We start from the raw sequence: 21,565 nt of genomic DNA on the forward strand, positions 1-21,565 counted from the left end.
GGCAAGATGCTGGCCAGCGGCGATTACAACGGCTTCATTCAGGGCTGCCTAGGGACCATGATTGCGATCCACGATCTCCGCAAGGAACCGATCATCCAGGAAATTGTGCTCGCGCCGACCGTGATCACCAAGGACAACTACAAGCCTTACGATGTCTTGCTTGAAACGCGCGCCTGCCCGAGTTGGGAAGAAGGCTCGAAGATGGGAATGAAGAAATAGGCCATTACGAAGAGGGAGCCGCCGTCAGACGGCGCCGGCTCCCAACCGATTCAGATAATTGCAAAGGATATGACGTGCTTTTCGTTCTTCACGCGCTCGACCGGCCCGGCGCAGTATCAAAACGGTTGGCGAACTACGATGCCCACAAGGCTTTCCTCTCCGATACGAGTCCTTTCGGCGTAAAGATTGTGATGTCCGGCCCGCTGACAGCGGACGACGGCACCACCATGATCGGTAGCCTTTTCCTCATCGAGGCGATCGATCGCGCGGCGGTCGAGCGCTTCAACGCCGCCGATCCGTTTCACGCGGCGGACATCTGGGTTGCCGTTACCATCACAGGTTTTATCCGGCGACAGGGCTGACCGGCATGTCACGACAACGCAGACGGCCTGACGCACGCGGCCCATGGAGGACTAAGTCCAATGCGCCCGTGAACGATTTTTATTGGCGCACACTGTTTATTTAGTCTTCGCTTGATAGGCGCTGGTGGCTGTGATTCCATCTCTTTATTGCTTTGCGATGAGTAGGAAGATCGGCAGCAGGAACTTGTATTTGTGGTTCAACTATAGTTAGGGCGGTTCCGGATTTGCGGGGCCGCTCACCGCTGCAGTGGCCGGGTCGAGCTTCGCGCGATCAAAAGCGGTCGGGTCACAAGCTGCGGTGCTTGCAGATGAATGCCGTTGATCAGATCGAGAAGCAGTTCCGCTGTGCGCTCGCCCATCTCGCGATGGCTAATCCGGATCGTAGAGAGCGGCGGATTGACCAGATCGACCAGGGGCATGTCGTTATGCCCGATAACAGACATGTCCTCCGGACAATGGCGACCTTGCTCGCGGAGCGCTTCGTAGACGCCAAGCGCGAGCAGGTCGTTGGCGGCGACGACGGCGGTCGCGTCGGGTCGCCTCGCCAGCAGGATGCGTGCCGCCGACAGCCCGGCCTCGCGCGTGAACGCATCCGCTTCCTCGATATCGGCGTCGGTCATCGCGAGGCCGGCCGCGTGCATCGCCTCGACAAAGCCGCGCCGGCGCAGCAATCCCGTCGACAGCGCCTGTGGCCCGGCAATGTGCACGATGCGGCGATGGCCGAGGGCGACGAGATGCTCGGTCGCAAGCTGCATGCCCGCGATATCGTCGGACACGACGGAAGGCACGCGGGCTTCCTGCTCGGCGCGATTGACCAGTACGACGGGCACCTGGCGGCGAAGACAACGCTCGACCGCGTCGTCTTTCAAGGCGACGTTGGCCAGCACCAGCCCGTCGACCCGGCGGGCCGCCAGCATCTGGATGATGTCGATATGGCCGTCGCTACGCTCGGCCGATTGGTCGGCGACGATCAGCGCATAGCCACGCGACGACAGCGCGCGCTCCAGCCCGCTGATGATCGGCGAAAAGACGGGGTTGGCGATGTCCGGGACGATGATGCCGATCAGCTTGGAGCGCCCGCTGCGCAGGCTGGCTGCGACGGTATCGGGACGGTAGCCGAGCCGCTCCGCCGCCTCGAGGACGCGTCGAATGACGGGCTCGCCAAGTCGCGCCCGGCGCGCAGGGTCCAGCGCGCGCGACACCGTCGACGGATGAACCCCGACCTCGCGCGCCACATCCTTGATGGTCGGTGCTGCTCCCATAGCCGTTTGTAACGGGTTGGCTTGACCCATGCAATCGATTGCACTAGGCTTAATGCAATCGATTGCGCATTCGCTTGTGCGCGTAAATGTCAGGGAGGCTCCATGATCATCACGCGTCAAGAGGACGTGACGGATGTCGTGCTCGCGGCCATGGACCGGGCGCCCAGCGAACGGCTGCGCACGGTGATGGCGTCTTTCGTCACCCACCTGCATGCGTTCGCCCGCGACGTGAAGCTTACCGAAGCGGAATTCGAATTTGCGATCGATTTTCTCAACCGGATCGGTCAGGCCACTAACGACAGCCACAACGAGGGCGTGCTGTTCAGCGACGCCGTTGGTCTCTCGACCTTGGTGTGCCTGCTGAACAACGGACAGGATGGCTCGACCGAAACCGCCGCGGCGCTGCTCGGTCCGTTCTGGCGCGCAAATGCGCCGCCGACGGCGAATGGCGGCTCGATTGTGCGGTCGCCTACGCCAGGTCCGGCGCTGTTTTTTGAGGGCCGCATTCGTGACGCACAGGGCGCGCCGGTGCCCGGCGTGCGCGTCGATGTCTGGCAGGCCTCGCCTGCCGGCATGTACGAAAACCAGGATGCGGGGCAGGCGGACATGAACCTGCGCGGCGTGTTCGACACCGATGCCGAGGGCCGCTTCGCGCTCCGCTCGGTCAAGCCCGCCGGCTACCCCGTGCCGACGCATGGCCCGACCGGCGACCTGCTACGCGCGCAGCTTCGCCACCCGTACCGGCCCGCACATCTCCATGTCCTGGCCTACAAGCCCGGCTTCAAGACGCTGATCACGCAGATCTTCGTCGACGATGACGAACATCTCGAAAGCGATGTGGTGTTCGGCGTGACGCGTGCGCTGATCGGTGACTTCCGCAAGGGCGAAGGCGCGGCGCCGGCGGCGGACGTCAGCGGTGAATGGTACAGCCTCGCCTACACGTTCACGATGGAGCGCGGCGAAGCCGTGCTTCCCCATCCCCCGATCAAGTGAATTCAATGACAAAGATACTTTCCGGCAAGACGGCGGTCGTGATCGGCGGCTCCGGCGGCATTGGCGCGGCAGCGGCGCAGGCGCTGGCCGCCGAAGGCGCGACCGTGGTAGTGACGTGGCGCTCTGGCGAAGCTGCCGCCAATGCGCTGTTGGCGACGCTGCCGGGCACCGGGCATCTTGCGCGGCGCGCGGTGGTGGAGGACAGTTCGAGCCTGAATTCGCTTGCGGCGGACGTCGAGCGCAGGCTCGGGCGCTGCGATATCCTCGTCAATACCGCCGGCTATACGCGGCCGATCCCGATCGGCGATCTCGACGCACTGACGGACGAGTTCATCGACGACATGTTCAAGGTGAACTGGCGCGGTCAGTTCGCCGCGATCCGCGCTTTCGCGCCGTTGCTCAAGTCATCCGGCGACGGCCTGATCGTCAACGTCTCCTCGATCGCCGGACTGAGCGGCGTCGGCTCCAACCTCGCTTATGCAGCGATCAAGGCCGGCATCGATACGATGACCAAATCGCTGGCGCGGGCGCTGGCCCCTGCGGTACGCGTGATGTCGGTTTCGCCCGGCGTGGTGGCCACCGACTTCGTGCCGGGCCGCGACGCGGCAGCCCTGGAGAAAGTCGCGCCCACCATCCCGCTGAAGCGCGTCGCGACGGCCGAGGATGTCGGCCGCGCCATTTCGGCCTGCGCCACCCATCTGACCTATTCAACCGGCTCGCTGATCGTCGTCGACGGCGGCCGGGCCCTGTGAGGAACTGCTGATGCGACCGATGCTCGACAAGATCGTCATCACCTGCGCGGTGACCGGCAACCTGACCCGGCCGGACCAGACCCCGCATCTACCGATCACGCCGGAAGAGATCGCCGAAGCCTGTCTCGGGGCGGCGGAAGCCGGCGCCGCCGTCGCGCATATCCATGTTCGCGAGCCTGGTTCCGGCGCGCCGTCGATGAAACTTGAATATTACCAAGACGTTGTGGCCCGTATCCGGGCGCGCAACCGCAGCCTGATCCTCAACATCACGACCGGGCCCGGGGGCCGCTTCGTGCCGTCAAAGGACGATCCCAAGGTCGCGGACGCCGGCACCACTCTGATGAACCCGGAAGAGCGCGTCGCGCATATCGCCGCGCTGAGGCCGGACATCTGCACGCTCGATCTCAACACCATGAATTCCGGCGCCCAAGTGGTCATCAACACGCCGGGCAACGTGCGCCGCATGGCCAGGGTCATTCGCGAGGCCGGCGTCAAGCCCGAGATCGAACTGTTCGACTCCGGCGACATCGCCTTGCTGCACGACCTGCTTGCCGACGGGACGCTGGCCGGTCCGGCGCTCACGTCCTTCGTGATGGGCGTGAAGTACGGCTTCCAGCCGTCGCCGGAAACCGTGCTCTATGCACGCGGACTGCTGCCGGCCGGCGCGCATTTCACCGCGATCGGCATCGGCCGCTCGACCTTCCCGATGGTGGCGCAGTCGGTATTGGCCGGCGGCCACGCCCGCACCGGCATCGAGGACGGCGTCTATCTCGAACGCGGCGTCCTTGCGCCGTCAAACGCCGCCATGGTCGAGAAGGCGCGCCGCATCATCGAGGAGCTCGGCGCCCAGATCGCCACGCCCGCGGAGGCGCGCGCACTGTTCGACCTGCCGGCGCAGGCCGCATGACATCGCATCGTCGGGATATCGCATGACTTCCACTGACAGCCACTCCGTCACCGCCACCTGCGTGCGGCTCGCCGCCAAGGCCGAGCGCATCGAAAACGTCGCCCCCACGGTCGAGCAGGTCACGCTGACCCGAAGTCGCGCGACCGATGCGATCGTCGAGGTTCGGGCCGCCGCTATCAACCCGTCCGATGCCAAGGCGGCGATCGGCTTCATGCCGCACGCGGTGTTTCCGCGCACCCCGGGGCGCGATTTCGCCGGCATCGTCGTGGCGGGGCCGGAGGGTCTGATCGGCAAGCACGTGTTCGGCTCCTCCGGCGAACTCGGCATCAAGCGTGACGGCACGCACGCCACGCACCTCGTGGTCGAGGCGCAGGCGCTGGTAGAGAAGCCGGAAAACATAAGTCTTGCGGAAGCAGCCGGCATCGGCGTGCCGTTCGTCACCGCCCAGGAAGGGTTTCGCCGCACCGGCATGCCAAAGCCGGGCGAGACGGTGCTGATCCTCGGCCTTAATGGCAAGGTAGGGCAGGCGGCCGCGCAGATCGCGTCATGGCAGGGCGCAAGGGTGATCGGCGTCGTGCGCAAGGACGAGCCCTATGCAGGCCATGCATATGGCGAGGTCACCGTCGTGAATTCTTCACGCGTAGACGTCGCAGCGACAGTGCGCGAGCTGACCGCGGGGCACGGCGCCGACATCGTCTACAACACGGTCGGCGAACCCTATTACGAGGCCGGCACCAAATCGCTGGCGCATCTCGGCCGGCAGATCTTCATCGCCTCCACCCGCGCCACCGTGCCGTTCGATATCTTCGCCTTCTATCGCGGCAAGCACACATTCTACGGCGTCGACTCGCTGTCGCTGTCGTCGCCCGACGCGGCCGAGATCCTGCGCGACCTGGTGCCGGGTTTCGCCAGCGGCGCGCTGAAGCCGTTCCCGATCAAGCCGGACGCGATCTTCCCGCTACAGCGCGCGGCGGAAGCCTACGTGGCGGCGCTCGGCTCGTCGCGCGATCGCCTCATCTTCAAGCCGAACGGATAACGCCCATGCATGTGGTCCGCCTGAACGATGCGCCGCGCTACGAGGCGCCCGGCCACAATGACGTCCGGATGTTTCGGCTGCAGGGCCGAGAGGCCGGCCCCGCCGATGTGATGTGGCTCGGCATGAGCCAGATCCTGCCGGGCGGCGAGATCGTGCCGTCCGCCTCGCCGGAGGAAAAGTTCTACGTCGTGCTCGAAGGCGAAGTAACGTTCGAGACGCCGGACGGCCGCGCCGTACTTGGCACCTGGGATTCCTGCCGCATCGCCCCGAACGAGACCAGGGCGCTGCGCAACGAGACGAAACGCCCGGCAGTGGTGTTGCTTGCAATGCCGTTGCCGTCCACCGCCAGAGGCTAAAGGCCCGGCTCATTAAATGGAGGAAACAATGGATCGTCGACAATTCATCATCGGATCTGGCCTGGCCGCGACGGCCGCGCTGGCCGGCAGCCCCGCTTGCGCGCAGACCTATCCCACCCAGCTCGTCCGGATCATCGTGCCTTTTTCCGGCGGCAGCATGACCGACATCCTGGCGCGCACCGTGGCCGAGAAGCTCTCGACCAAATGGAAGCAGCAGGTGATCGTCGAGAACCGCCCGGGCATTGCCGGCGTCAGCAGCGTCGCCAAGGGACCGACCGACGGTTCGCAGATCATGCTGACCTCCAACGGGCACAGCGTGGTTGGCGTGGTCAACAAGAACCTCGGCTTCGATCCGGTGAAGGATTTTGCCGCCATCAGCCGGGTGGCGACGACGCCCGCCATTCTCATCGTGCCGCCCGACGCGCCGTTCAAGACGCTTGCCGAGCTGTCCACGGCCGCCAAGGCCAAGCCGGATGCGCTGAGTTACAGTTCTGCCGGCGTCGGCAGTTCGACCGGCATCGCGGCCGAGCTGTTCCGGCAGCTCACCGGCGCAAAGATGGTGCTGGTGCCGCACAGAGGCCTGCCGGAGTCGCAGATCAGCGTGATGCGCGGCGACACCAACCTGGCATTCACCTTCTTCAATGTCGGCGGCGACCTGATCCAGTCGGGCAAGCTGCGCGCCCTGGCCGTGACCGGCAACGCGCGCCTGCCGCAATTGCCCGACGTACCGACCTTCGCGGAAGCCGGCTTGCCGGGGTTCGTTTACGATAGCTGGTTCGGCATGATGGCTGCGGCGGCCACGCCCAAGGCGATCGTGAACCAGATCGCCCGCGACCTTGCCGAGGTGATGGCCGATCCAGCTATCGGCAAACAGTACGCGGCCCAGGGCGTCACGCTGACGACCTCCACGCCCGAGGCCTTCGAGACCGAACTGCGCAGCGACGCCGAGCGTTACGGCAAGGTCGTCGTGGCGGCCGAGTCGGCGCCGCGCTGACATCGGGTCACCGGAATGATGGCCGTCCGCTCTAAAAAACGCGGCTGGCTGCCGTCGGATAGCTCGGCCCGACGGTGTCGGCTGTCAGGCCGAGCTATCCATGTTTAGCAGGCTCATATGCTTATTGAGACAAGGTCACGGCTGATGGCCGTCGCGGCACTCGTCAGTTGTTCGCGCAGAATGGATTCTCGGGTTTTCGGGGTTCTGAAGGCCGGGGTGACAAACGAGATGGCCGCGACAAGGCCGGCGTTGTTGACGATACCGGCGGCGACGGCATAGACGTCGGAGGTAATCTCCGCACGGGATTCCGACCAGCCGCGCGCGCGAATGGTCTTGAGCTCGCGCATGAAGGATGTGTTTTTCGTCGAGAAGTCGGGGTCGCGACGCGCGACCTCGTCGAGTGTCTGCTCGATTTCAGTTGGCGACTCGTTGGCCAGCAACAGCTTCGGGCCCGCGCCACGATGAAGCGGCAGAGCGGTACCGAGGTCGAAGCTCAATCGAATGCGGGACGACGACTCGGCGCGTTCGATACAGACCGCCCGGTCTCCGGAACGGCGTAACAGGATCACCGTCTCACCGAGTTCCGCGGCGATACGCTGCATATGCGGCCGCGCGATGCTGGCCAGATCGGTGCCCGCCCGCGCGGCCTGCGCCAGGCTGATCACGCGCGGTGTGAGCATGTACGTGCCACGACCGTCTTCGTCGACGATGTTGGCATCGCGCAGAATGCCGATATAGCGGTAGGTCGACGACAGCGGCGTGCCGAGATGCGCGGACAAGCTCTCCGCCGTATGGCGAGGCTGCTCCGCCGAGAAGGCAAACAACGCCCGCAGGATTTTGCGAGACACGCCGTCGGCCGTCGATTTCTTGATTTGCCGCCGCACCGCAGCATTGGACTTCGCGATCAACGATATCTCCTCGACGACGGTTGCCGACCTAACCAGCACGCGCTGTTTATCATTTGCGCACCAACAAACTTGCCAAGCGGCGATCTTCTTATAGAATAATACTATGTTCTCATAAAGTGAGAAGTGGCCTTATGAAGCTTCCTTTGTTGGACTACATACGCCCGGCGACGCTCAGCGACGCGATTGCGGCGCTCGGCGCGCATGACGGGGATGCCAAGGTGATTTCGGGCGGCCAGAGCCTGATGCCAATGCTGGCGTTTCGATTGACTAGTCCAAAGCTGCTCGTCGATATCGGGCGACTGCCCGGCCTCGACCAGATCGTCGTGTCGGAAGAGGGCATCGACCTCGGTGCGCTTGTGACGTGGCGGGCCATCGAGCGCGACAAGCGGCTTGCTGACGTGCACCCGCTGCTTGTAGCGGCCATCGCTCATGTGGCTCACTATCAGATCCGAAACCGTGGCACGGTCGGCGGCAGTCTCGCCCATGCGGATCCCGCTGCAGAGCTGCCGGGCATCGCGGTGACGTGCGACGCGACGCTGACGCTTGTCGGCCCGAACGGATCACGTTCGCTGCGCGCCGACGCCTTCATTCTCGGTGGACTGGACACCGCTCTGGCGCCGGATGAACTCGTCGTTAACTTGCGGTTGCCGCCTTGGAGATCAGGCCGGTGCTGGGCGTTCGAGGAATTTGCGCGCCGTCGCGGCGATTTCGCGCTTGCCGGCGTGGCGGTGTTTTACGATCTTGACGCTTACGGCAATGTTTACAACGCACATGTGGGCGTGATCGGCGTCGACCATCGTCCCGCGCGCCTGACAGCCGTGGAAACGCTGCTTGACGGCCAGCGGCTCGATACCCGCCTGATCACAATGGCGGCCGACCTAGCGCGCGACGCGGTCAATCCTTCCGACGATATCCATGCCGAAGCCGCCTATCGCCGCGACCTGGTCGGCGTGCTCGTCGAACGCGCTCTGGCCCGCGCCGGCAATATCCCGCTGACGGAAGCGGCGTAATGGCACCTTCGACAATCCATTTGACGGTCAACGGATCGGCCAGGTCTCTCAGCGTCGATGCCCGCACGACGCTGGCCGATGCGCTGCGCGGCAAGTTGCGGCTTACCGGTACCCATCTCGGCTGCGAACACGGCGTCTGCGGGGCCTGTACTGTCATCGTCGACGGCGCGGCGGTGCGAAGCTGCCTGATGCTGGCGCTGCAGGCGGAAGGCTACGAGGTCACGACCGTCGAGGGCCTCGGCGACGCCGATCATCTCGGGCCATTGCAACTGGCATTCCGCAAGCACCACGCGCTGCAGTGCGGCTTCTGCACGCCGGGCATCCTGACCACTGCGCACGCGCTGCTGCTGGAAGAGCCGGACGCCGACGAGGCCCGCATTCGCGAGGTCGTCTCCGGCAACCTGTGCCGCTGCACGGGCTATCTGCCCATCGTCGCCGCGATCCTGGACGCGCGGAGCGCGTACGCCGCTCAAGCCGGGGCTGCCGCATGAGGCCGTTGGACAAACTCAGCGGGTTGTTGGTCGGCCAGCCCGTCGAGCGGATGGAAGACGCGCGTTTCCTGTCCGGCACGGGCGTGTTCGTAGACGATCTCGATCGCGCCGGCATGGTGCACGCCGCCATCCTGCGCAGCCCGGTTGCTCATGCGCGTATCCGTGGGATCGACGCTTCCGCAGCGCTGGCGATGCCCGGCGTGCACGCGGTCCTCATCGCCGCCGACCTCGGCGGTGACGTACCGCTGATCCCGCTGCGGCTGGCGCCGTTGCCGGAATTCGAGCCGTTCCGCCAACCGGTGATCGCCGACGGCACGGTCCGCTATGTTGGCGAGCCCATCGCTGTGGTCATCGCCGATAGCCGCGCCAGCGCCGAGGATGCGCTTGAGGCGATCGAGGTGGAGTTCGAGGTGCTGTCGCCGGTCACGCTGCGCGGCGCGACCGAGCACGCGCTGTTCGACGCCGCCGCCGATAATGTGGCGTTGCGCTACACCGCCGGCTTCGGCGAGATCGATGCCGCTTTTGCCGGGGCCGACTATGTCCGCACCGAGCGATTCAGCGTGCAGCGCCACACCGCGCTGCCGATGGAAACCCGTGGGCTGCTCGCCGAGTGGAACGCGGCGACGTCGCGGCTGGTCGTGACGGGCGCTACCAAGGTGACCTTCTATAACCGTCGCGCGCTGGCGGAGATGATGGGCCTGCGGCAGGAAGACATCGACCTGATCGAAGTCGACGTCGGCGGCGGTTTCGGGGTGCGCGGTGAATTCTATCCGGAGGACTTTCTGATCCCGTTCGTGGCGCGCAAACTCGCGCGGCCGGTGAAATGGATCGAGGACCGCCGCGAGCACTTGATGGCGATCAACCACTCGCGCGATATCGCTTGCGAATTGTCGATCGCCTGCCGCCGCGACGGCACAATGCTTGGCCTGCGCGGTACGGTGTTCAGCGACATGGGCGCCTATATCCGCACCAATGGCGGCGTCGTGCCGGCCAAGGCCGCGCAGTTCCTGCCGGGGCCGTATCGCATTCCTAACGTGAGCGTCTCGGTCGAGGCCTTCATGACCAGCAAGACGCCGGTCGGCACCTATCGCGGCCCCGGCCGCTTCGAGGCTAATTTCTTTCGCGAGCGGCTGATCGACATGGCGGCGGCCGACCTCGGCCTCGACGTCGTCGAAATCCGCCGCATCAACCTGATTACTGAAGCGGAACTGCCGTATCCGATCAACGGGCTGGTGCCCTACGAGGGACCGACCTCGTACGACACCGGCGACTATCTGGAGACCTTCGAGCGCACGCTTGCGGAAATCGGCTGGGCCGGGAAGCGGCATCTGCAGGGCAGGCTGATCGATGGCGTGCGCCACGGCCTTGGCCTCGGCTGCTTCGTCGAAAGCGGTGGCGCCGGGCCGAAGGAAAACGCCGCGCTGACGCTGGAGCGCGACGGGTCGCTGACCGTGGCGGTCGGCTCGTCGGTGCTGGGGCAGGGGCTGGAAACCGTACTCGGCCAGATCGCCGCCGATACGCTGACTATCCCGTTCGAGCGCATCCGCGTGCTGCATGGCTCGACCACGCTGCTCGATGAGGGGTTCGGCACCTACCACTCCCGCGCCGTGGTGATGGGCGGCTCCGCCGTGCTGGACGCTGCGAACAAGTTGCGCGAAAAAATCCTGCAGCGGGCGGCCGAGCATCTCGGTCGGCCCAATGTCGAGCTGACCATCGCGAACGAACACGTCGTGGCCGCCAACGGCACCGCGGTGTCGCTGGCGGAACTGGCGAGCCAGGCCGTGCTCAGCGCCGACGGCACGTTTGCTAACACCACGCGTACCTATAGCTACGGGACCCATGCCGCGCACGTCACCGTCGATCCGCGCACCGGGCGCGTCGAGATCCTCGACTACATTGCGGTGGAGGACGTCGGCCGCGCCATCAACCCGGCGATCGTGCATGGCCAGGCGATCGGCGCGATCGTGCAGGGACTGGGCGGCGTGTTCCTCGATCACTTGATCTACGACGACCAGGGACAGCTCCTGAACGCCTCGCTCGCCGACTATCTGGTGCCAACCGCAAGCGACTATCCGATGGTGCGCGCGGTGACGCTGGAACTGCGGCCGTCGCTGACCAATCCGTTGGGCGCCAAGGGCGCGGGCGAGGGCGGCATCGTCGCGGTCGCCGCGGCCACCGCCAATGCCGTTGCTGCCGCACTGGCGCCGCTCGGCGTCGGGATCCATGATCTGCCGCTGACGCCACCACGTCTGTGGCGTCTCATTCAGGACGCGCGAACCCGCGCCTCCTGGGCTGCCTAGGGGAACGCCGTGCCGATCGACATCCACGCCCACTACGTCCCGCCGCAACTGCTCGCCGCCATCGCCGCGAAAGGTGCCGAATGTGGCGTGACGCTGTTGCCGTCGCCCGGCGACAAGCCGCCGGCGCTCGGCTTCGACTACGGCTTCAAGGTGCGGCCGTTCTTTCCGGCGCTGGTCGAGCCGGTCGCGCAGCGTTGCGCCAGCCTCGACCGCCAGGGCCTCGACCGTCAGCTGGTCGCGACATGGCCGGACATCTATGGCTACGGACTCGGCCGCGAAGCCTGCGCGCAGTGGCACCGCATGCTGAACGATACGCTGGCGGAATGGTGCGACGCCAATGCCGACCGGTTTTCCTTCGTTGCCTCCGTCTCGCTGGTCGATGCCGATGACGCTGCCGCCGAGCTCGATCGTGCCGTGGCGCTCGGCGCCGTCGCGGTGATGGTCTCGGCCAACGTCGAGAGCGTCAACATCGGCGAGATGCTGCTCGATCCGTTCTGGGCCAAGGCCGAGGCGCTCGGTCTGCCGATCATCCTGCATCCAGTACTGGTTGGTCCCGCACCGCGCGCGGCCAAGTTCGCGCTGACCCAGATCGCGCAATACACGTTCGATACCACCCTCGGCGTCGGATCGATCCTGTTCTCCGGCGTGCTGGATCGTTTTCCGGCGCTGTCGCTGGTGCTCAGCCATGGCGGCGGCAGCTTCCCCTATCTACTGGGGCGCTTCGACGTCATGCATGCCCGGATGGACAAAGTGGCGCAGGGCGATGTCGCGCAACTGGCGCCTTCCTCCTATGCGGTACGGATCGGCTATGACACCATCGTGCATGCGCCGAAGGCGCTGCGTTTCCTCGCCGACACGGTCGGCATCGAGCGGATCGCGCTCGGCACAGATGAATCGTTTCCGCCAGCGGATCGCGACCCGCTGGCCGGCGTCAGGGCCGCGGGGTTTTCCGCGGCCGATATCGAACTGATCACCGAGACCAATCCCAGACGGCTCTTTCCCCGACTGCCATAGCCTCGCCGCCATCATTTCAACGTGTCTTTCAGAGGGACGATCATGCTGAAGCATCTGCTTGTTGTCGCCAGCGTCGCAGCTCTGGCTCTGGAAAGTGCCCACGCGCAGGAGATGAAGACCGTCAAGGTTGGCACCACCAACCTGTCGTCGGACATCGGGTTGTTTCTCGCGCAGAAGCGCGGCTACTTCACGGAGGAGGGCATTAAGGTCGAACTGATATCGTTCGACTCCGGCGCCAAGATGGTCGCGCCGCTCGGCGCCGGCGACCTCGATGCCGCCGCGGGTGCGGCGTCCGCCGGACTCTACAACGCGGTGAACCGCGGCCTCAAGCTGAAGATCGTCGCCGACAAGGGCACCAACATCTCGGGCTACAGCTACAAGGCACTGACCGTACGCAAGGACCTGATCGACTCCGGTGCCTTCAAGTCGCTGGCCGACCTGAAGGGTAAGAAGGTCGCCCTGATCGCCAACGGGGCCGCCGATGAATCGGTGATCCACCAGGCGCTGAAGAAAGCGGGCTTGGCCGACGCCGACATCGAGAAGGTGTTCCTGCCGTTCCCGCAGCACCTGCCGGCCTTCAGCAACAAGGCGATCGATGTCGCGATCTCCGCCGAGCCGAGCATCACCACCATGGTGCGCAACAACGTCGCGGTGCGCTTTGTCGGTCTCGACGACTTCTACCCGGTGCAGCAGACCGCGATGTTGCTGATCAACGGTAAGTTCGCCGATGACCGCAAGACGGTCACCAGCTTCCTGAAAGCCTATCTGCGCGGCGTTCGCGCCTATGTGGCCACGCTCAAGGACGGCAAGATCGCCGGGCCCGGCGCGGACGACATGATCAAGGACATCGCCGAGATGACCGGCATCAAGGACATCACCTTGCTGCACCAGATGGTACCGGTATTCATCGATCCTGACGGTCGCGTCGACACCGCCAGCATCGAGACCGACCTAGCCTACTTCAAGTCGCGCGGACTCGTTACTTCCGACGTCACGACCGCCAACGTCGTCGACATGTCCTTTGTCGAGTCGCTGAAGCCGGTGCTGGGCCCGTACTCGCGGCCGAAATAGTGGAAGCGACTGCAGAAGGAAAGTGGCCATGGCGATACATTTTTCGACGGATGTGGCAGAGAGTGAACCGACGACGTCGTCTAAGATTAGCCTGCGAGACGTCACCAAGCGCCATGGCGCAGCCGTGGCGCTCGATCGCATCACGCTCGACATCCCGGCCAGTACGTTCTTTGTGGTGGTCGGTCCCTCCGGCTGCGGCAAGACGACGTTGCTGCGCATTCTCGCCGGCCTTGATGCGCCGAGCGAGGGCGAGATCCTGATCGGCAATTCCGCGCCGGGCCACCGGCAAAACGCGATGGTGTTCCAGGGCGACTCGTTGTTTCCGTGGATGACGGTCTGGGACAATGCCGCCTACGGACTGAAGATGCGGCACGCCGCGCCGTCGACCATCGCCGACGTAGTCGGTCACTATCTCAACAAGACCGGAATGTTGGGCGCCCGCGACCTCTATCCGCACCAGCTCTCCGGCGGCATGCGGCAGCGCGTCTCTATCGCCCGCGCCTTCGCCAACGATCCCGAGATCCTGCTGATGGACGAGCCGTTCTCGGCGCTGGACGAGCAGAACAAGACGCTTCTGCACGAAGAACTGCTGCGGATCTGGGAGGAAACCCGCAAGACGGTGGTGTTTATCACCCACAGCGTCGACGAGGCGGTGACGCTCGGCGATCGCATCATGGTGATGACCGCCGGTCCGGGTCGCATCAAGACCATCGTTCCCGTCGGCCTGCCGCGGCCGCGCAATGTGGTCGAACTGCGCCACACGCCGGCTTACGGCGAGTTGGTCTATGACATCTGGGCGCAATTGCGCGAAGAGGTCGACCGTGCCCGCAGCCGCGAACCGGGGCAGCGCGCATGAGCGATCATACCGCCTCGCCGGTCTTGACCGACCGGACCATCAGCATCCTGTCGCCGCTGGTGCTGCTGGGACTGTGGGAAATCTGCGCGCGCAGCCATCTGATCGACACGCGTTTTTTTCCCGCGCCCAGCAACATCATCATTCACCTCTTCGAACTGGCATCTTCCGGGGCGCTATGGAAGCACACCATCGCCAGCCTGTATCGTCTCGTCGTCGGTTTTGTGGTCGGCTGTTTGCCGGCAATCGTGCTGGGCCTTGCCATCGGCCTGTATCGTCCGGTGCGCGCCGCGTTCGATCCCTTGATCTCCGCGACTTACCCAATCCCGAAAAGCTCGCTGCTGCCGCTGATCCTTCTGATCTTCGGGCTCGGCGAGAGCTCGAAGATCGCGATGGTGGCGATTGGAGTATTCTACCCAGTGGTGATCAACACCGCCGCGGGGGTGCGGCAGATCCCGCCGATCTTTCTCGACGTCGGCCACAATTTCGGGGCCAGCCGTTTTAACATGTTCCGCACCGTGGCCTTACCGGGCGCGCTGCCGCTGATCATGACCGGCATCAAGCTCGGTGCCGGCATGGGCCTGGTGCTGATCGCGATCGCCGAAATGATCGGCGCCAAGGAAGGTCTAGGCTACATGATCTGGAACGCGTGGGAGCTGTTCGATGTTGAAAGAATGTATGTCGGCCTGTTCGTCATCGCGATCATCGGCTTCGTCATGAACGTCGGAATCGACGCGATCGAACGCGCCGTCGTACCATGGCGCAAACGGTAACGCCGCGCCGAATCCGGAAAAATTGTGTCAGATGCGGCGCAGCTGCATCTGCTCAAGCACCGCGCCCCCCTGCAGCGCGTAGGGATCGCCGAACGTTTCCATCATTTCGAAGCTCGCGGCGTTGCCTATCGTCCAAGCGATCGAGCGACGCATCTGCTCGACCATTGACGCCAGGTTGCCGGTCGATTCATCGACCGAGATGAAATCGGGCACGACGTAGGGCGCTCCCGCATGCATCAGCATCTCGCCGGGAAAGGCGTAGTCGGAAGTCGGCCGCTGCTGCCAGGCGCCGCCATGAATATGGATGTGAATCAGCGCCGAGGCCTGCTTCGTCGAGAAAATGTCGAGCTTCTCGATGGCGCTCGGCCCATAGGCGACGCGCTACGGTTCGCCGACCCTGGCGCGCATGGCGTCGCTGATTGAGGCATAGCGCTTGATGACCTGCTGGAAGTTCGGCGTATATTTCGCATGGTCGTAGGCGTCGCCGAGCGCCTTCTGATTCATGTCGAGCCAGACTTTTGCGGGTTTTTCGGTCGCGCTTTACGCCTTCGCCGACGTCACGCAGGAAACCACACCGATTGCGGCAATTCCGGCAAGCAACGAACGGCTGTCGACCGAGAGTGGCGCATTCGGATGGTTCACGGGACGTCTCCTTAGAAAGCCGCAAAACGGCGAGCAAGAACGCGGCCACCTCGCAGAGCGATCTAACTCGCCGGCTCCCATACGCCGTCGCGGATCTGCTTGCGGCCGAACTCGCACACCATGTCGTGGAACCGTTCGGCGGCCACGCCAAGAGACCGTGTCTTCGGCCGTGCGACCATCCAGGTGATCGACAGATCTCTGATCGGGCTGGCTGAGATGTCGCCTTGCTTCAACAAGGCGCGCACGCCGCAAGCCGGCAACACGGTGTAGCCGAGGCCGGCAGCCACCAGGTCGGTCATCAGCGGCAGTGTGTTGGCCTCGAAACGGATATTGGGCTGCAAACCATGCCGGCCGAGCCCGGTCTCGATGGTTAGCCGCAAGCTGTTCGGCCGCATTGTCAAAATCAGCGGCAGGCCTGCCAAAGATTCAATCGATGTCTCCTTGCGCATCGATAGTTTGGCGCTGGCCGGCCCAACCAGCAGCATGCGCTCGCGGCCGAGGTGCTGCGACGAAATGCCCTGTGTCGGCTCGTTGGTGTTGGTGATCGCCACGTCGAGGGTTCCGTTGGCGACGAGATCGCGCAGTTGGCCGCTGGTTTCTTCCGCGATGCGCACCATAATCCGCGGGTAGGCCGCGTTGAACTTCTTGACCAGCGGCACAGCGATCAGCCCGCGCGGCGAGGGCGGAATGCCGAACGCTACTTCGCCGGAAGGCTCCAGGGTGACCGCCGCGACGTCGCTTTTCAACAGGCGCAACTGGCGTTCGATGCTCTGCAGGCCTTCATGCAGTTGCTTTCCAGCCTCGGTCGGCATCATGCCGCGGCCGCCGCGCACGAACAACGGCGTCTGGAATTCTTCCTCGATCGCCTGGATCTGCCGGCTCAGCGTCGGCTGCGACACCCGCAGCGCCTGCGCGGCGCTGCTCAGGTTGCCATGTTCGATCACCGAGAAGAAGTATTCGATCTTGCGCTTGTCCATTGTCGTCTCCGTTCACACATCATACGTTTTCTGCATACAATGTATGGAAAAAATTCGATTGCTGCATGTAAATGTCGGCGTTAGGCTTTGCGTCGCTGGGACCCGAATTGCACCGGAGCTGAACCAATGCGACGTCTTCTTCGTTTGAGCGCGATGTTTGCGAGCCTGCTGCTCGCGACCACGATGTCGGCAGGGGCGCAGGAGCCGATCAAGATCGGCGTGCTGCTGCCGTTCACCGGACCGCTGGCGAAGAACGGCATCGAGAACTGGGAAGCGATGCAGATCGCCCGAGAGATGATCAACGAGCGCGGCGGCGTCAACGGGCGCAAGGTGGAGTACGTGCAAGGCGACGCGACCACGCCGAATGCCGCTATCAGCGAGACCGAGCGGCTGATATCCAAGGAAGGCATCAAGATTACGACCGGCTCGTTCGCGTCGCCGATCGCGATTGCCGTGAGCCAGGCGGCTGAGCGTAACGGGGCGTTTCACTGGGAGACCACGGGTGCTGCCGAGGTCATCACCCGCCGTGGCTTCAAGTACACCTTCCAGGTCGGCGCGCCGGCGCGCAAATATGGTCAGGCCGCCGTCGACTTCGTGTTCGACGATCTCGCCAAGCGTCTCAACAAGCCCGCTGGCGAGTTGAAGATCGCGCTATTGTGGGAAAATCGCGCATTCGGCAAGTCGGTCGGCGATGGCATTCGCGCGTATTCGCAGACCAAAGGCATCAAGCTTGTGTATGATGAGGGCTACGACCAGACCGCGACCGACATGACGCCCGTCGTGCAGAAGCTCAAGGACGTCGCGCCGGATATCCTGATCGCCATCTCGTTCCCCAACGATGCCATCCTGTTCCAGCGCAAGGCCAAGGAACTGGACTTCAACGTCAACGCCTTTGTTGGCGTCAGTGCCGGCTATTCGTCACCCGACCTGCGCGACTCGATCGGTGATTCCGTCGTCGGTATCTTCGTTGCCGACTTCCCGCCGAAGGTGAACGCGAATGTGCTGAAGCCGGAGATCAAGAAAGTCGCCGAGGAATTCTACAAGCGCTACGAGGCCAAGCTGAAGCGCGCGCCCGCGGGTCACGCCGCTGCGGGATTTTCCGCGGTGTGGGCGCTGTTCACCGAGGTGCTGCCGAAGGCCAAGACCTTCCAGCCGGACGAGTTGCGCGATATCGCACTCAAGCTCGATCTGCCAGAGGGCTCGCTGGTCAATGGCAGCGGCATCAAGTTTACCAATTTCGATTGGGCTGATGATCCTAAGGATGCCGGGCAGAACCTGCGGGCGTCGATCGGCGTCTGGCAGTGGACCAAGGCCGGCAACGAAGAAGTCTACCCGCCGAGCCTCGCCACCAGCGAAGCCGCCGGGGTACCGATGCCGAAGTGGAGCAATCGCTGATCCGGCTCGCGCGAGGGCCTGAACCTCGCGCGGCCGCTCGGTCCATCTCATGAGCACCTTCATCCAGCTTGTATTATCCGGAGTGCTGATCGGCAGCGTCTACGCGCTGATGAGCATCGGCCTGACCCTGATCTTCGGCGTGCTGCGCATCGTCAACTTCGCCCATGGCGAATTCCTGATGATCGCCATGTACGGCGCCTGGGCGATCTCACAACTGTTCGGGCTCAACCCGTATATTGCGGCGATCGCGATCGTGCCGGCGATGTTCCTGTTCGGTGCGGTGGTCTACCGACTGGTCATCAGCCCGGCGCTCGACAAGCCGCATCTGGTGGTGGTGTTCGCCACCATGGCACTGTCGATCTTCCTGCAGAACGCCGCTCTGATGGCGATGACCGCGGATCTGCGCGACATCCCGCCGATATTCGGCCGCTCGCTGACCATCGGCCCGATCTATCTCAAGATCGAGCTATTGCTCGGCTTCCTGATCACCATCCTGTGCACTGTCGCTCTGCAATGGATGATCAAGAAGACCTATCTCGGCAAGGCAATCCGCGCCACGGTGCAGGACGGCGAGGCCGCCATGCTGATGGGCATCCCGGTGCCGCGCATCTTCCTCATCACCTTCGCCGGCGGTTCGGCGCTGGTGGGCCTCGCGGCCTGCGTCATGATGCCGCTGTTCTCGGTGTTCCCCTCGGTCGGCCTGAATTTCGTGCTGATCGCCTTCGTTATCGTCGTGCTTGGCGGCATGGGTAGCATCGAGGGCGCGCTGTTCGGCGGCATCTGCGTCGGCGTCATGCAGTCGCTGAGCAGCTACTATATCGCGCCGGCGTTCGGTCAGCTTTTCTTTTTCGTGCTGTTCCTGCTGGTGATGGTCTTTAGGCCCAACGGCCTGCTCGGTCAGCAGGGCGCTGCGACCGTTGGCATGAACGAGTAGGGCCATGTCGAGCATCACAACCAATCAGGTATCATCCCGACGCATCGCCGTGCTGCCCGAGCGCGGCCGTATCTCGTGGTTCGAACTGGCACTGCTGGCTATCTGCGTAGCGCTGGTCGGGTCAGGCATCGCGCCCAGCCTGCGCGACGTCATCCTGCTCAGTTTCCTGTTCGCCGGGCTGGCGCTGGCGTGGAATATCGCCGGGGGCTATGCCGGGCTGATCTCTTTCGGCCATTCGGCGTTTTTCGGTGTCGGCGCTTATACGTCGACAATCCTGCTGACGCGTTACGGCATCTCGCCCTGGGTCGGCATATGGGTTGGCGCCCTGATCGCCGCCGTGTTTGGTGCCGTACTGGCGCTGATCTGCGCGCGGTTGCGCGGCCCGTTCTTCATCCTGTCGACGCTGGCGTTCGCCGAAGTGGTCCGCATCATCGCGCTGAACTGGGCGGTGCTTACCGGCGGCCCCGAGGGCCTGTCGATCCCGCCGATGTCCAGCCTGACCGGCATGGTGTTCGCATCGAAACAGTCCTATGCGGCGCTGATGCTGGGCTACCTGGTCTTTGTCTATGCCATCACCAAATCGCTCGAGGCGTCGCGCTACGGCTATTACCTGTTTGCCATCCGGGACAATGAGGACGCGGCCAGCGCGGCCGGGGTCAACCCGCTGCTCGGCCGGGCGCTGGCGATGGCGTTGAGCGCGGCCTTGACCGGGATCGGCGGCTCACTGTTCGCGCAGTATTTCCTCTATCTCGATCCCACTTACGTGATTTCGCCGGAGCTCTCGTTCCAGTTCGCGTTGCTGCCGGCCGTCGGCGGGCTCGGTACCGCGATTGGCCCAGTGCTGGGCTCATTCCTGATAACGCCCTTGTCCGAATTGCTGCGGTCGCATCTCGGTAATGCCGCGGCCGGCCTGCATCTTGTGATATACAGCTTCGGCCTGATCATCGTGATGCTTTATTTCCCGGCAGGCCTCGCCGGCGCCCTGAACAAGCTGAAGCGCTGGAGGCTGTTCCGATGAGCGCGCTGCTGGAAGTCCGCAATGTGAGCCGCTCGTTCCGCACGACGATGGCGGTCAACGACGTCTCCTTTGCCGTGCAGCCCGGCGAGTTGCTCGGCCTGATCGGGCCAAACGGCGCCGGCAAGAGCACACTGTTCAACCTGATCGCTGGCGTGCTGCCGCCGTCCTCGGGGCAGATCCTGTTCGAAGGCAAGCCGGTCACCGGCTGGAAGGCGCATGACATGGCGCGAATTGGCGTCGCCCGCACCTTTCAGATCCCGAAGCCGTACCGGCAGCTGTCGGTCATCGAGAATGTCATGCTTAGCGCTTTTCTTCGCGAGAAGTCGATCGCGGGCTCCCGCAAGCTCGCGGAAGCCACCCTGGCGGATGTCGGCCTGGCCGATTACGCTGGATCGCCGGCGAGCGCGCTGACGGTTGGCCTGCTGAAACGTCTCGAGGTTGCCCGCGCGCTGGCGATGCGGCCGAAGCTGGTGCTGTTCGACGAGATTATGGCCGGCCTGACTCCGACGGAAGTCGGCGCGATGACGAAGTTCGTAGCCGAGCTGCCTGTGCGCGGCATCACGGTGATCTGGGTCGAGCATGTGCTCTACGCCATCATGAAGACGGCGACGCGTATGGTGGTCATCAACCGCGGCAAGCAGATCGCGGAGGGCACGCCGGCGGTGATGGCGCGCGATCCCGCTGTCGTGAAAGCCTATCTCGGTGAGGAGATGATCCTTGCTTGAAGTTCGCAACTTAAATGCCTCCTACGGCGCCGTGCAGGTCTTGCACGACGTTAACCTGACCGTCGGCGCCGGCGAGATCGTCGGCCTGGTCGGCGCCAACGCCGCCGGCAAGAGCACGCTGATGTTCACGCTGGCGGGGCTGCGCACCACCTACCAGGGCGAGGTGCTGCTCGAAGGCGTCGCCATGGAAGGCCTGCCGGCCTTCGAGCGGCCCGCCAAGGGACTCGTGCTGGTGCCGGAGCGGCGGCGGCTGTTTCCGTTCATGACGGTGCTGGAAAATCTAGAGATCGGCGCTTACGCGGCCGGAGCGCGCGCCGTGGCGCGGCAGACGCTCGACGAGGTGTTCGAACTGCTGCCGGTGCTGGCCGAGCGACGCCGGCAGGTGGCGGGTTCGATGAGCGGCGGCGAGCAACAGATGCTGGCAATCGGCCGCGCGCTGATGGCCCGCCCGCGCGTTCTGCTGCTCGACGAGCCGACCGAAGGCCTCGCGCCGATCTACGTGAAATTGCTGTTCGACCTGATCATCGACCTGCGCGCCAAGGGCCTGACGGTGATGATCGTCGAGCAGAACGT

At 64.3% G+C, this 21,565-nt stretch carries 24 protein-coding genes and 1 pseudogene; 20 read left to right on the forward strand and 5 right to left on the reverse strand.

From position 1 onward, the window contains the following. Positions 1–219, forward strand: a pseudogene (locus tag Q0S16_RS20295) (sugar ABC transporter substrate-binding protein); the annotation flags it as partial. Positions 220–293: 74 nt separating this feature from the next. Beyond that, entirely contained in the window at positions 294–581 is a 288-nt protein-coding gene (locus Q0S16_RS20300) for a YciI family protein (protein ID WP_295852202.1), read from the forward strand. 236 nt (positions 582–817) lie between these two features. Here Q0S16_RS20300 and Q0S16_RS20305 read toward each other — a convergent pair whose 3' ends face one another. After that, positions 818–1,816 (reverse strand): LacI family DNA-binding transcriptional regulator, encoded by a 999-nt coding sequence (locus Q0S16_RS20305; protein ID WP_295852204.1) that lies wholly within the window; start codon positions 1,814–1,816, stop codon positions 818–820. Positions 1,817–1,945: 129 nt separating this feature from the next. Here Q0S16_RS20305 and Q0S16_RS20310 point away from each other — a divergent pair, with 129 nt between their 5' ends. From Q0S16_RS20310 to Q0S16_RS20335, 6 genes are read left to right on the forward strand one after another with little or no spacing between them, the layout of a single operon-like run. Next, positions 1,946–2,836: a dioxygenase gene (locus Q0S16_RS20310; protein WP_295852247.1), complete on the forward strand. Its 891-nt coding sequence runs from the start codon at positions 1,946–1,948 to the stop codon at positions 2,834–2,836. Positions 2,837–2,841: 5 nt separating this feature from the next. Continuing rightward, positions 2,842–3,588 (forward strand): SDR family oxidoreductase, encoded by a 747-nt coding sequence (locus Q0S16_RS20315; protein ID WP_295852206.1) that lies wholly within the window; start codon positions 2,842–2,844, stop codon positions 3,586–3,588. A 19-nt stretch (positions 3,589–3,607) separates the two neighbouring features. Beyond that, positions 3,608–4,495 (forward strand): 3-keto-5-aminohexanoate cleavage protein, encoded by an 888-nt coding sequence (locus Q0S16_RS20320; protein ID WP_295852252.1) that lies wholly within the window; start codon positions 3,608–3,610, stop codon positions 4,493–4,495. Positions 4,496–4,517: 22 nt separating this feature from the next. Further along, positions 4,518–5,531, forward strand: coding sequence for a zinc-binding alcohol dehydrogenase family protein (locus tag Q0S16_RS20325; protein WP_295852208.1), 1,014 nt, complete (start codon positions 4,518–4,520; stop codon positions 5,529–5,531). A gap of 5 nt (positions 5,532–5,536) precedes the next feature. Further along, the gene (locus Q0S16_RS20330) at positions 5,537–5,887 is read left to right on the forward strand and encodes a cupin domain-containing protein (RefSeq protein ID WP_143574814.1); all 351 of its coding nucleotides are present in this window, start codon (positions 5,537–5,539) and stop codon (positions 5,885–5,887) included. Positions 5,888–5,915: 28 nt separating this feature from the next. Then, positions 5,916–6,881 (forward strand): tripartite tricarboxylate transporter substrate-binding protein, encoded by a 966-nt coding sequence (locus Q0S16_RS20335; protein ID WP_295852209.1) that lies wholly within the window; start codon positions 5,916–5,918, stop codon positions 6,879–6,881. Between the two features lie 113 nt (positions 6,882–6,994). Here the strand turns inward: Q0S16_RS20335 and Q0S16_RS20340 are convergent, their stop codons facing one another. Then, entirely contained in the window at positions 6,995–7,789 is a 795-nt protein-coding gene (locus tag Q0S16_RS20340; RefSeq protein WP_295852211.1) for an IclR family transcriptional regulator, read from the reverse strand. 131 nt (positions 7,790–7,920) lie between these two features. Between Q0S16_RS20340 and Q0S16_RS20345 the strand changes: the two genes are divergently transcribed. Genes Q0S16_RS20345 through Q0S16_RS20375 form a run of 7 tightly spaced genes read left to right on the forward strand, consistent with a single transcriptional unit; the run spans position 7,921 to position 15,301 of the window. Further along, the gene (locus Q0S16_RS20345) at positions 7,921–8,799 is read left to right on the forward strand and encodes a xanthine dehydrogenase family protein subunit M (protein WP_295852212.1); all 879 of its coding nucleotides are present in this window, start codon (positions 7,921–7,923) and stop codon (positions 8,797–8,799) included. Continuing rightward, positions 8,799–9,290: a 2Fe-2S iron-sulfur cluster-binding protein gene (locus Q0S16_RS20350; protein WP_295852217.1), complete on the forward strand. Its 492-nt coding sequence runs from the start codon at positions 8,799–8,801 to the stop codon at positions 9,288–9,290. The genes Q0S16_RS20345 and Q0S16_RS20350 overlap by 1 nt, the downstream gene beginning before the upstream one ends. After that, the gene (locus Q0S16_RS20355) at positions 9,287–11,590 is read left to right on the forward strand and encodes a xanthine dehydrogenase family protein molybdopterin-binding subunit (RefSeq protein ID WP_295852219.1); all 2,304 of its coding nucleotides are present in this window, start codon (positions 9,287–9,289) and stop codon (positions 11,588–11,590) included. Before Q0S16_RS20350 ends, Q0S16_RS20355 begins: the two co-directional genes overlap by 4 nt. 9 nt (positions 11,591–11,599) lie before the next feature. Next, positions 11,600–12,604 (forward strand): amidohydrolase family protein, encoded by a 1,005-nt coding sequence (locus tag Q0S16_RS20360; protein ID WP_295852220.1) that lies wholly within the window; start codon positions 11,600–11,602, stop codon positions 12,602–12,604. Positions 12,605–12,646: 42 nt separating this feature from the next. Continuing rightward, positions 12,647–13,675 carry an ABC transporter substrate-binding protein gene (locus Q0S16_RS20365; RefSeq protein ID WP_295852221.1) on the forward strand — a complete coding sequence of 343 codons (1,029 nt, stop codon included), beginning with the start codon at positions 12,647–12,649 and terminating at the stop codon, positions 13,673–13,675. Between the two features lie 28 nt (positions 13,676–13,703). Continuing rightward, entirely contained in the window at positions 13,704–14,531 is an 828-nt protein-coding gene (locus tag Q0S16_RS20370; RefSeq protein ID WP_295852222.1) for an ABC transporter ATP-binding protein, read from the forward strand. After that, entirely contained in the window at positions 14,528–15,301 is a 774-nt protein-coding gene (locus Q0S16_RS20375) for an ABC transporter permease (RefSeq protein ID WP_295852225.1), read from the forward strand. The genes Q0S16_RS20370 and Q0S16_RS20375 overlap by 4 nt, the downstream gene beginning before the upstream one ends. Before the next feature lie 27 nt (positions 15,302–15,328). Here the strand turns inward: Q0S16_RS20375 and Q0S16_RS20380 are convergent, their stop codons facing one another. The 3 genes from Q0S16_RS20380 to Q0S16_RS20390 form a co-directional block, all read right to left on the reverse strand. Continuing rightward, positions 15,329–15,514, reverse strand: coding sequence for a hypothetical protein (locus tag Q0S16_RS20380; RefSeq protein ID WP_295852229.1), 186 nt, complete (start codon positions 15,512–15,514; stop codon positions 15,329–15,331). Between the two features lie 168 nt (positions 15,515–15,682). Beyond that, complete coding sequence (locus Q0S16_RS20385; protein ID WP_295852232.1) at positions 15,683–15,805, reverse strand: hypothetical protein; 123 nt, start codon at positions 15,803–15,805, stop codon at positions 15,683–15,685. A gap of 200 nt (positions 15,806–16,005) precedes the next feature. Further along, entirely contained in the window at positions 16,006–16,920 is a 915-nt protein-coding gene (locus tag Q0S16_RS20390) for a LysR family transcriptional regulator (RefSeq protein ID WP_295852235.1), read from the reverse strand. Between the two features lie 126 nt (positions 16,921–17,046). On the opposite strand from Q0S16_RS20390, the gene Q0S16_RS20395 reads away from it, so the two are divergent. The 5 genes from Q0S16_RS20395 to Q0S16_RS20415 form a co-directional block, all read left to right on the forward strand. Beyond that, positions 17,047–18,315 carry an ABC transporter substrate-binding protein gene (locus tag Q0S16_RS20395; RefSeq protein WP_295852237.1) on the forward strand — a complete coding sequence of 423 codons (1,269 nt, stop codon included), beginning with the start codon at positions 17,047–17,049 and terminating at the stop codon, positions 18,313–18,315. A gap of 49 nt (positions 18,316–18,364) precedes the next feature. Beyond that, positions 18,365–19,249 carry a branched-chain amino acid ABC transporter permease gene (locus Q0S16_RS20400; protein ID WP_295852240.1) on the forward strand — a complete coding sequence of 295 codons (885 nt, stop codon included), beginning with the start codon at positions 18,365–18,367 and terminating at the stop codon, positions 19,247–19,249. A 4-nt stretch (positions 19,250–19,253) separates the two neighbouring features. After that, on the forward strand, positions 19,254–20,267 hold the full coding sequence (locus tag Q0S16_RS20405) for a branched-chain amino acid ABC transporter permease (protein WP_295852242.1): 1,014 nt from the start codon (positions 19,254–19,256) through the stop codon (positions 20,265–20,267). Further along, entirely contained in the window at positions 20,264–20,992 is a 729-nt protein-coding gene (locus tag Q0S16_RS20410; protein WP_295852244.1) for an ABC transporter ATP-binding protein, read from the forward strand. Before Q0S16_RS20405 ends, Q0S16_RS20410 begins: the two co-directional genes overlap by 4 nt. Beyond that, a partial coding sequence (locus tag Q0S16_RS20415; RefSeq protein WP_295852246.1) for an ABC transporter ATP-binding protein occupies positions 20,985–21,565 on the forward strand: 581 nt, incomplete at its 3' end. The genes Q0S16_RS20410 and Q0S16_RS20415, both read left to right, overlap by 8 nt.

The sequence above is a fragment of the Tardiphaga sp. genome (assembly GCF_025356345.1).
In the GTDB taxonomy this organism is placed as follows: Bacteria; Pseudomonadota; Alphaproteobacteria; order Rhizobiales; family Xanthobacteraceae; genus Tardiphaga.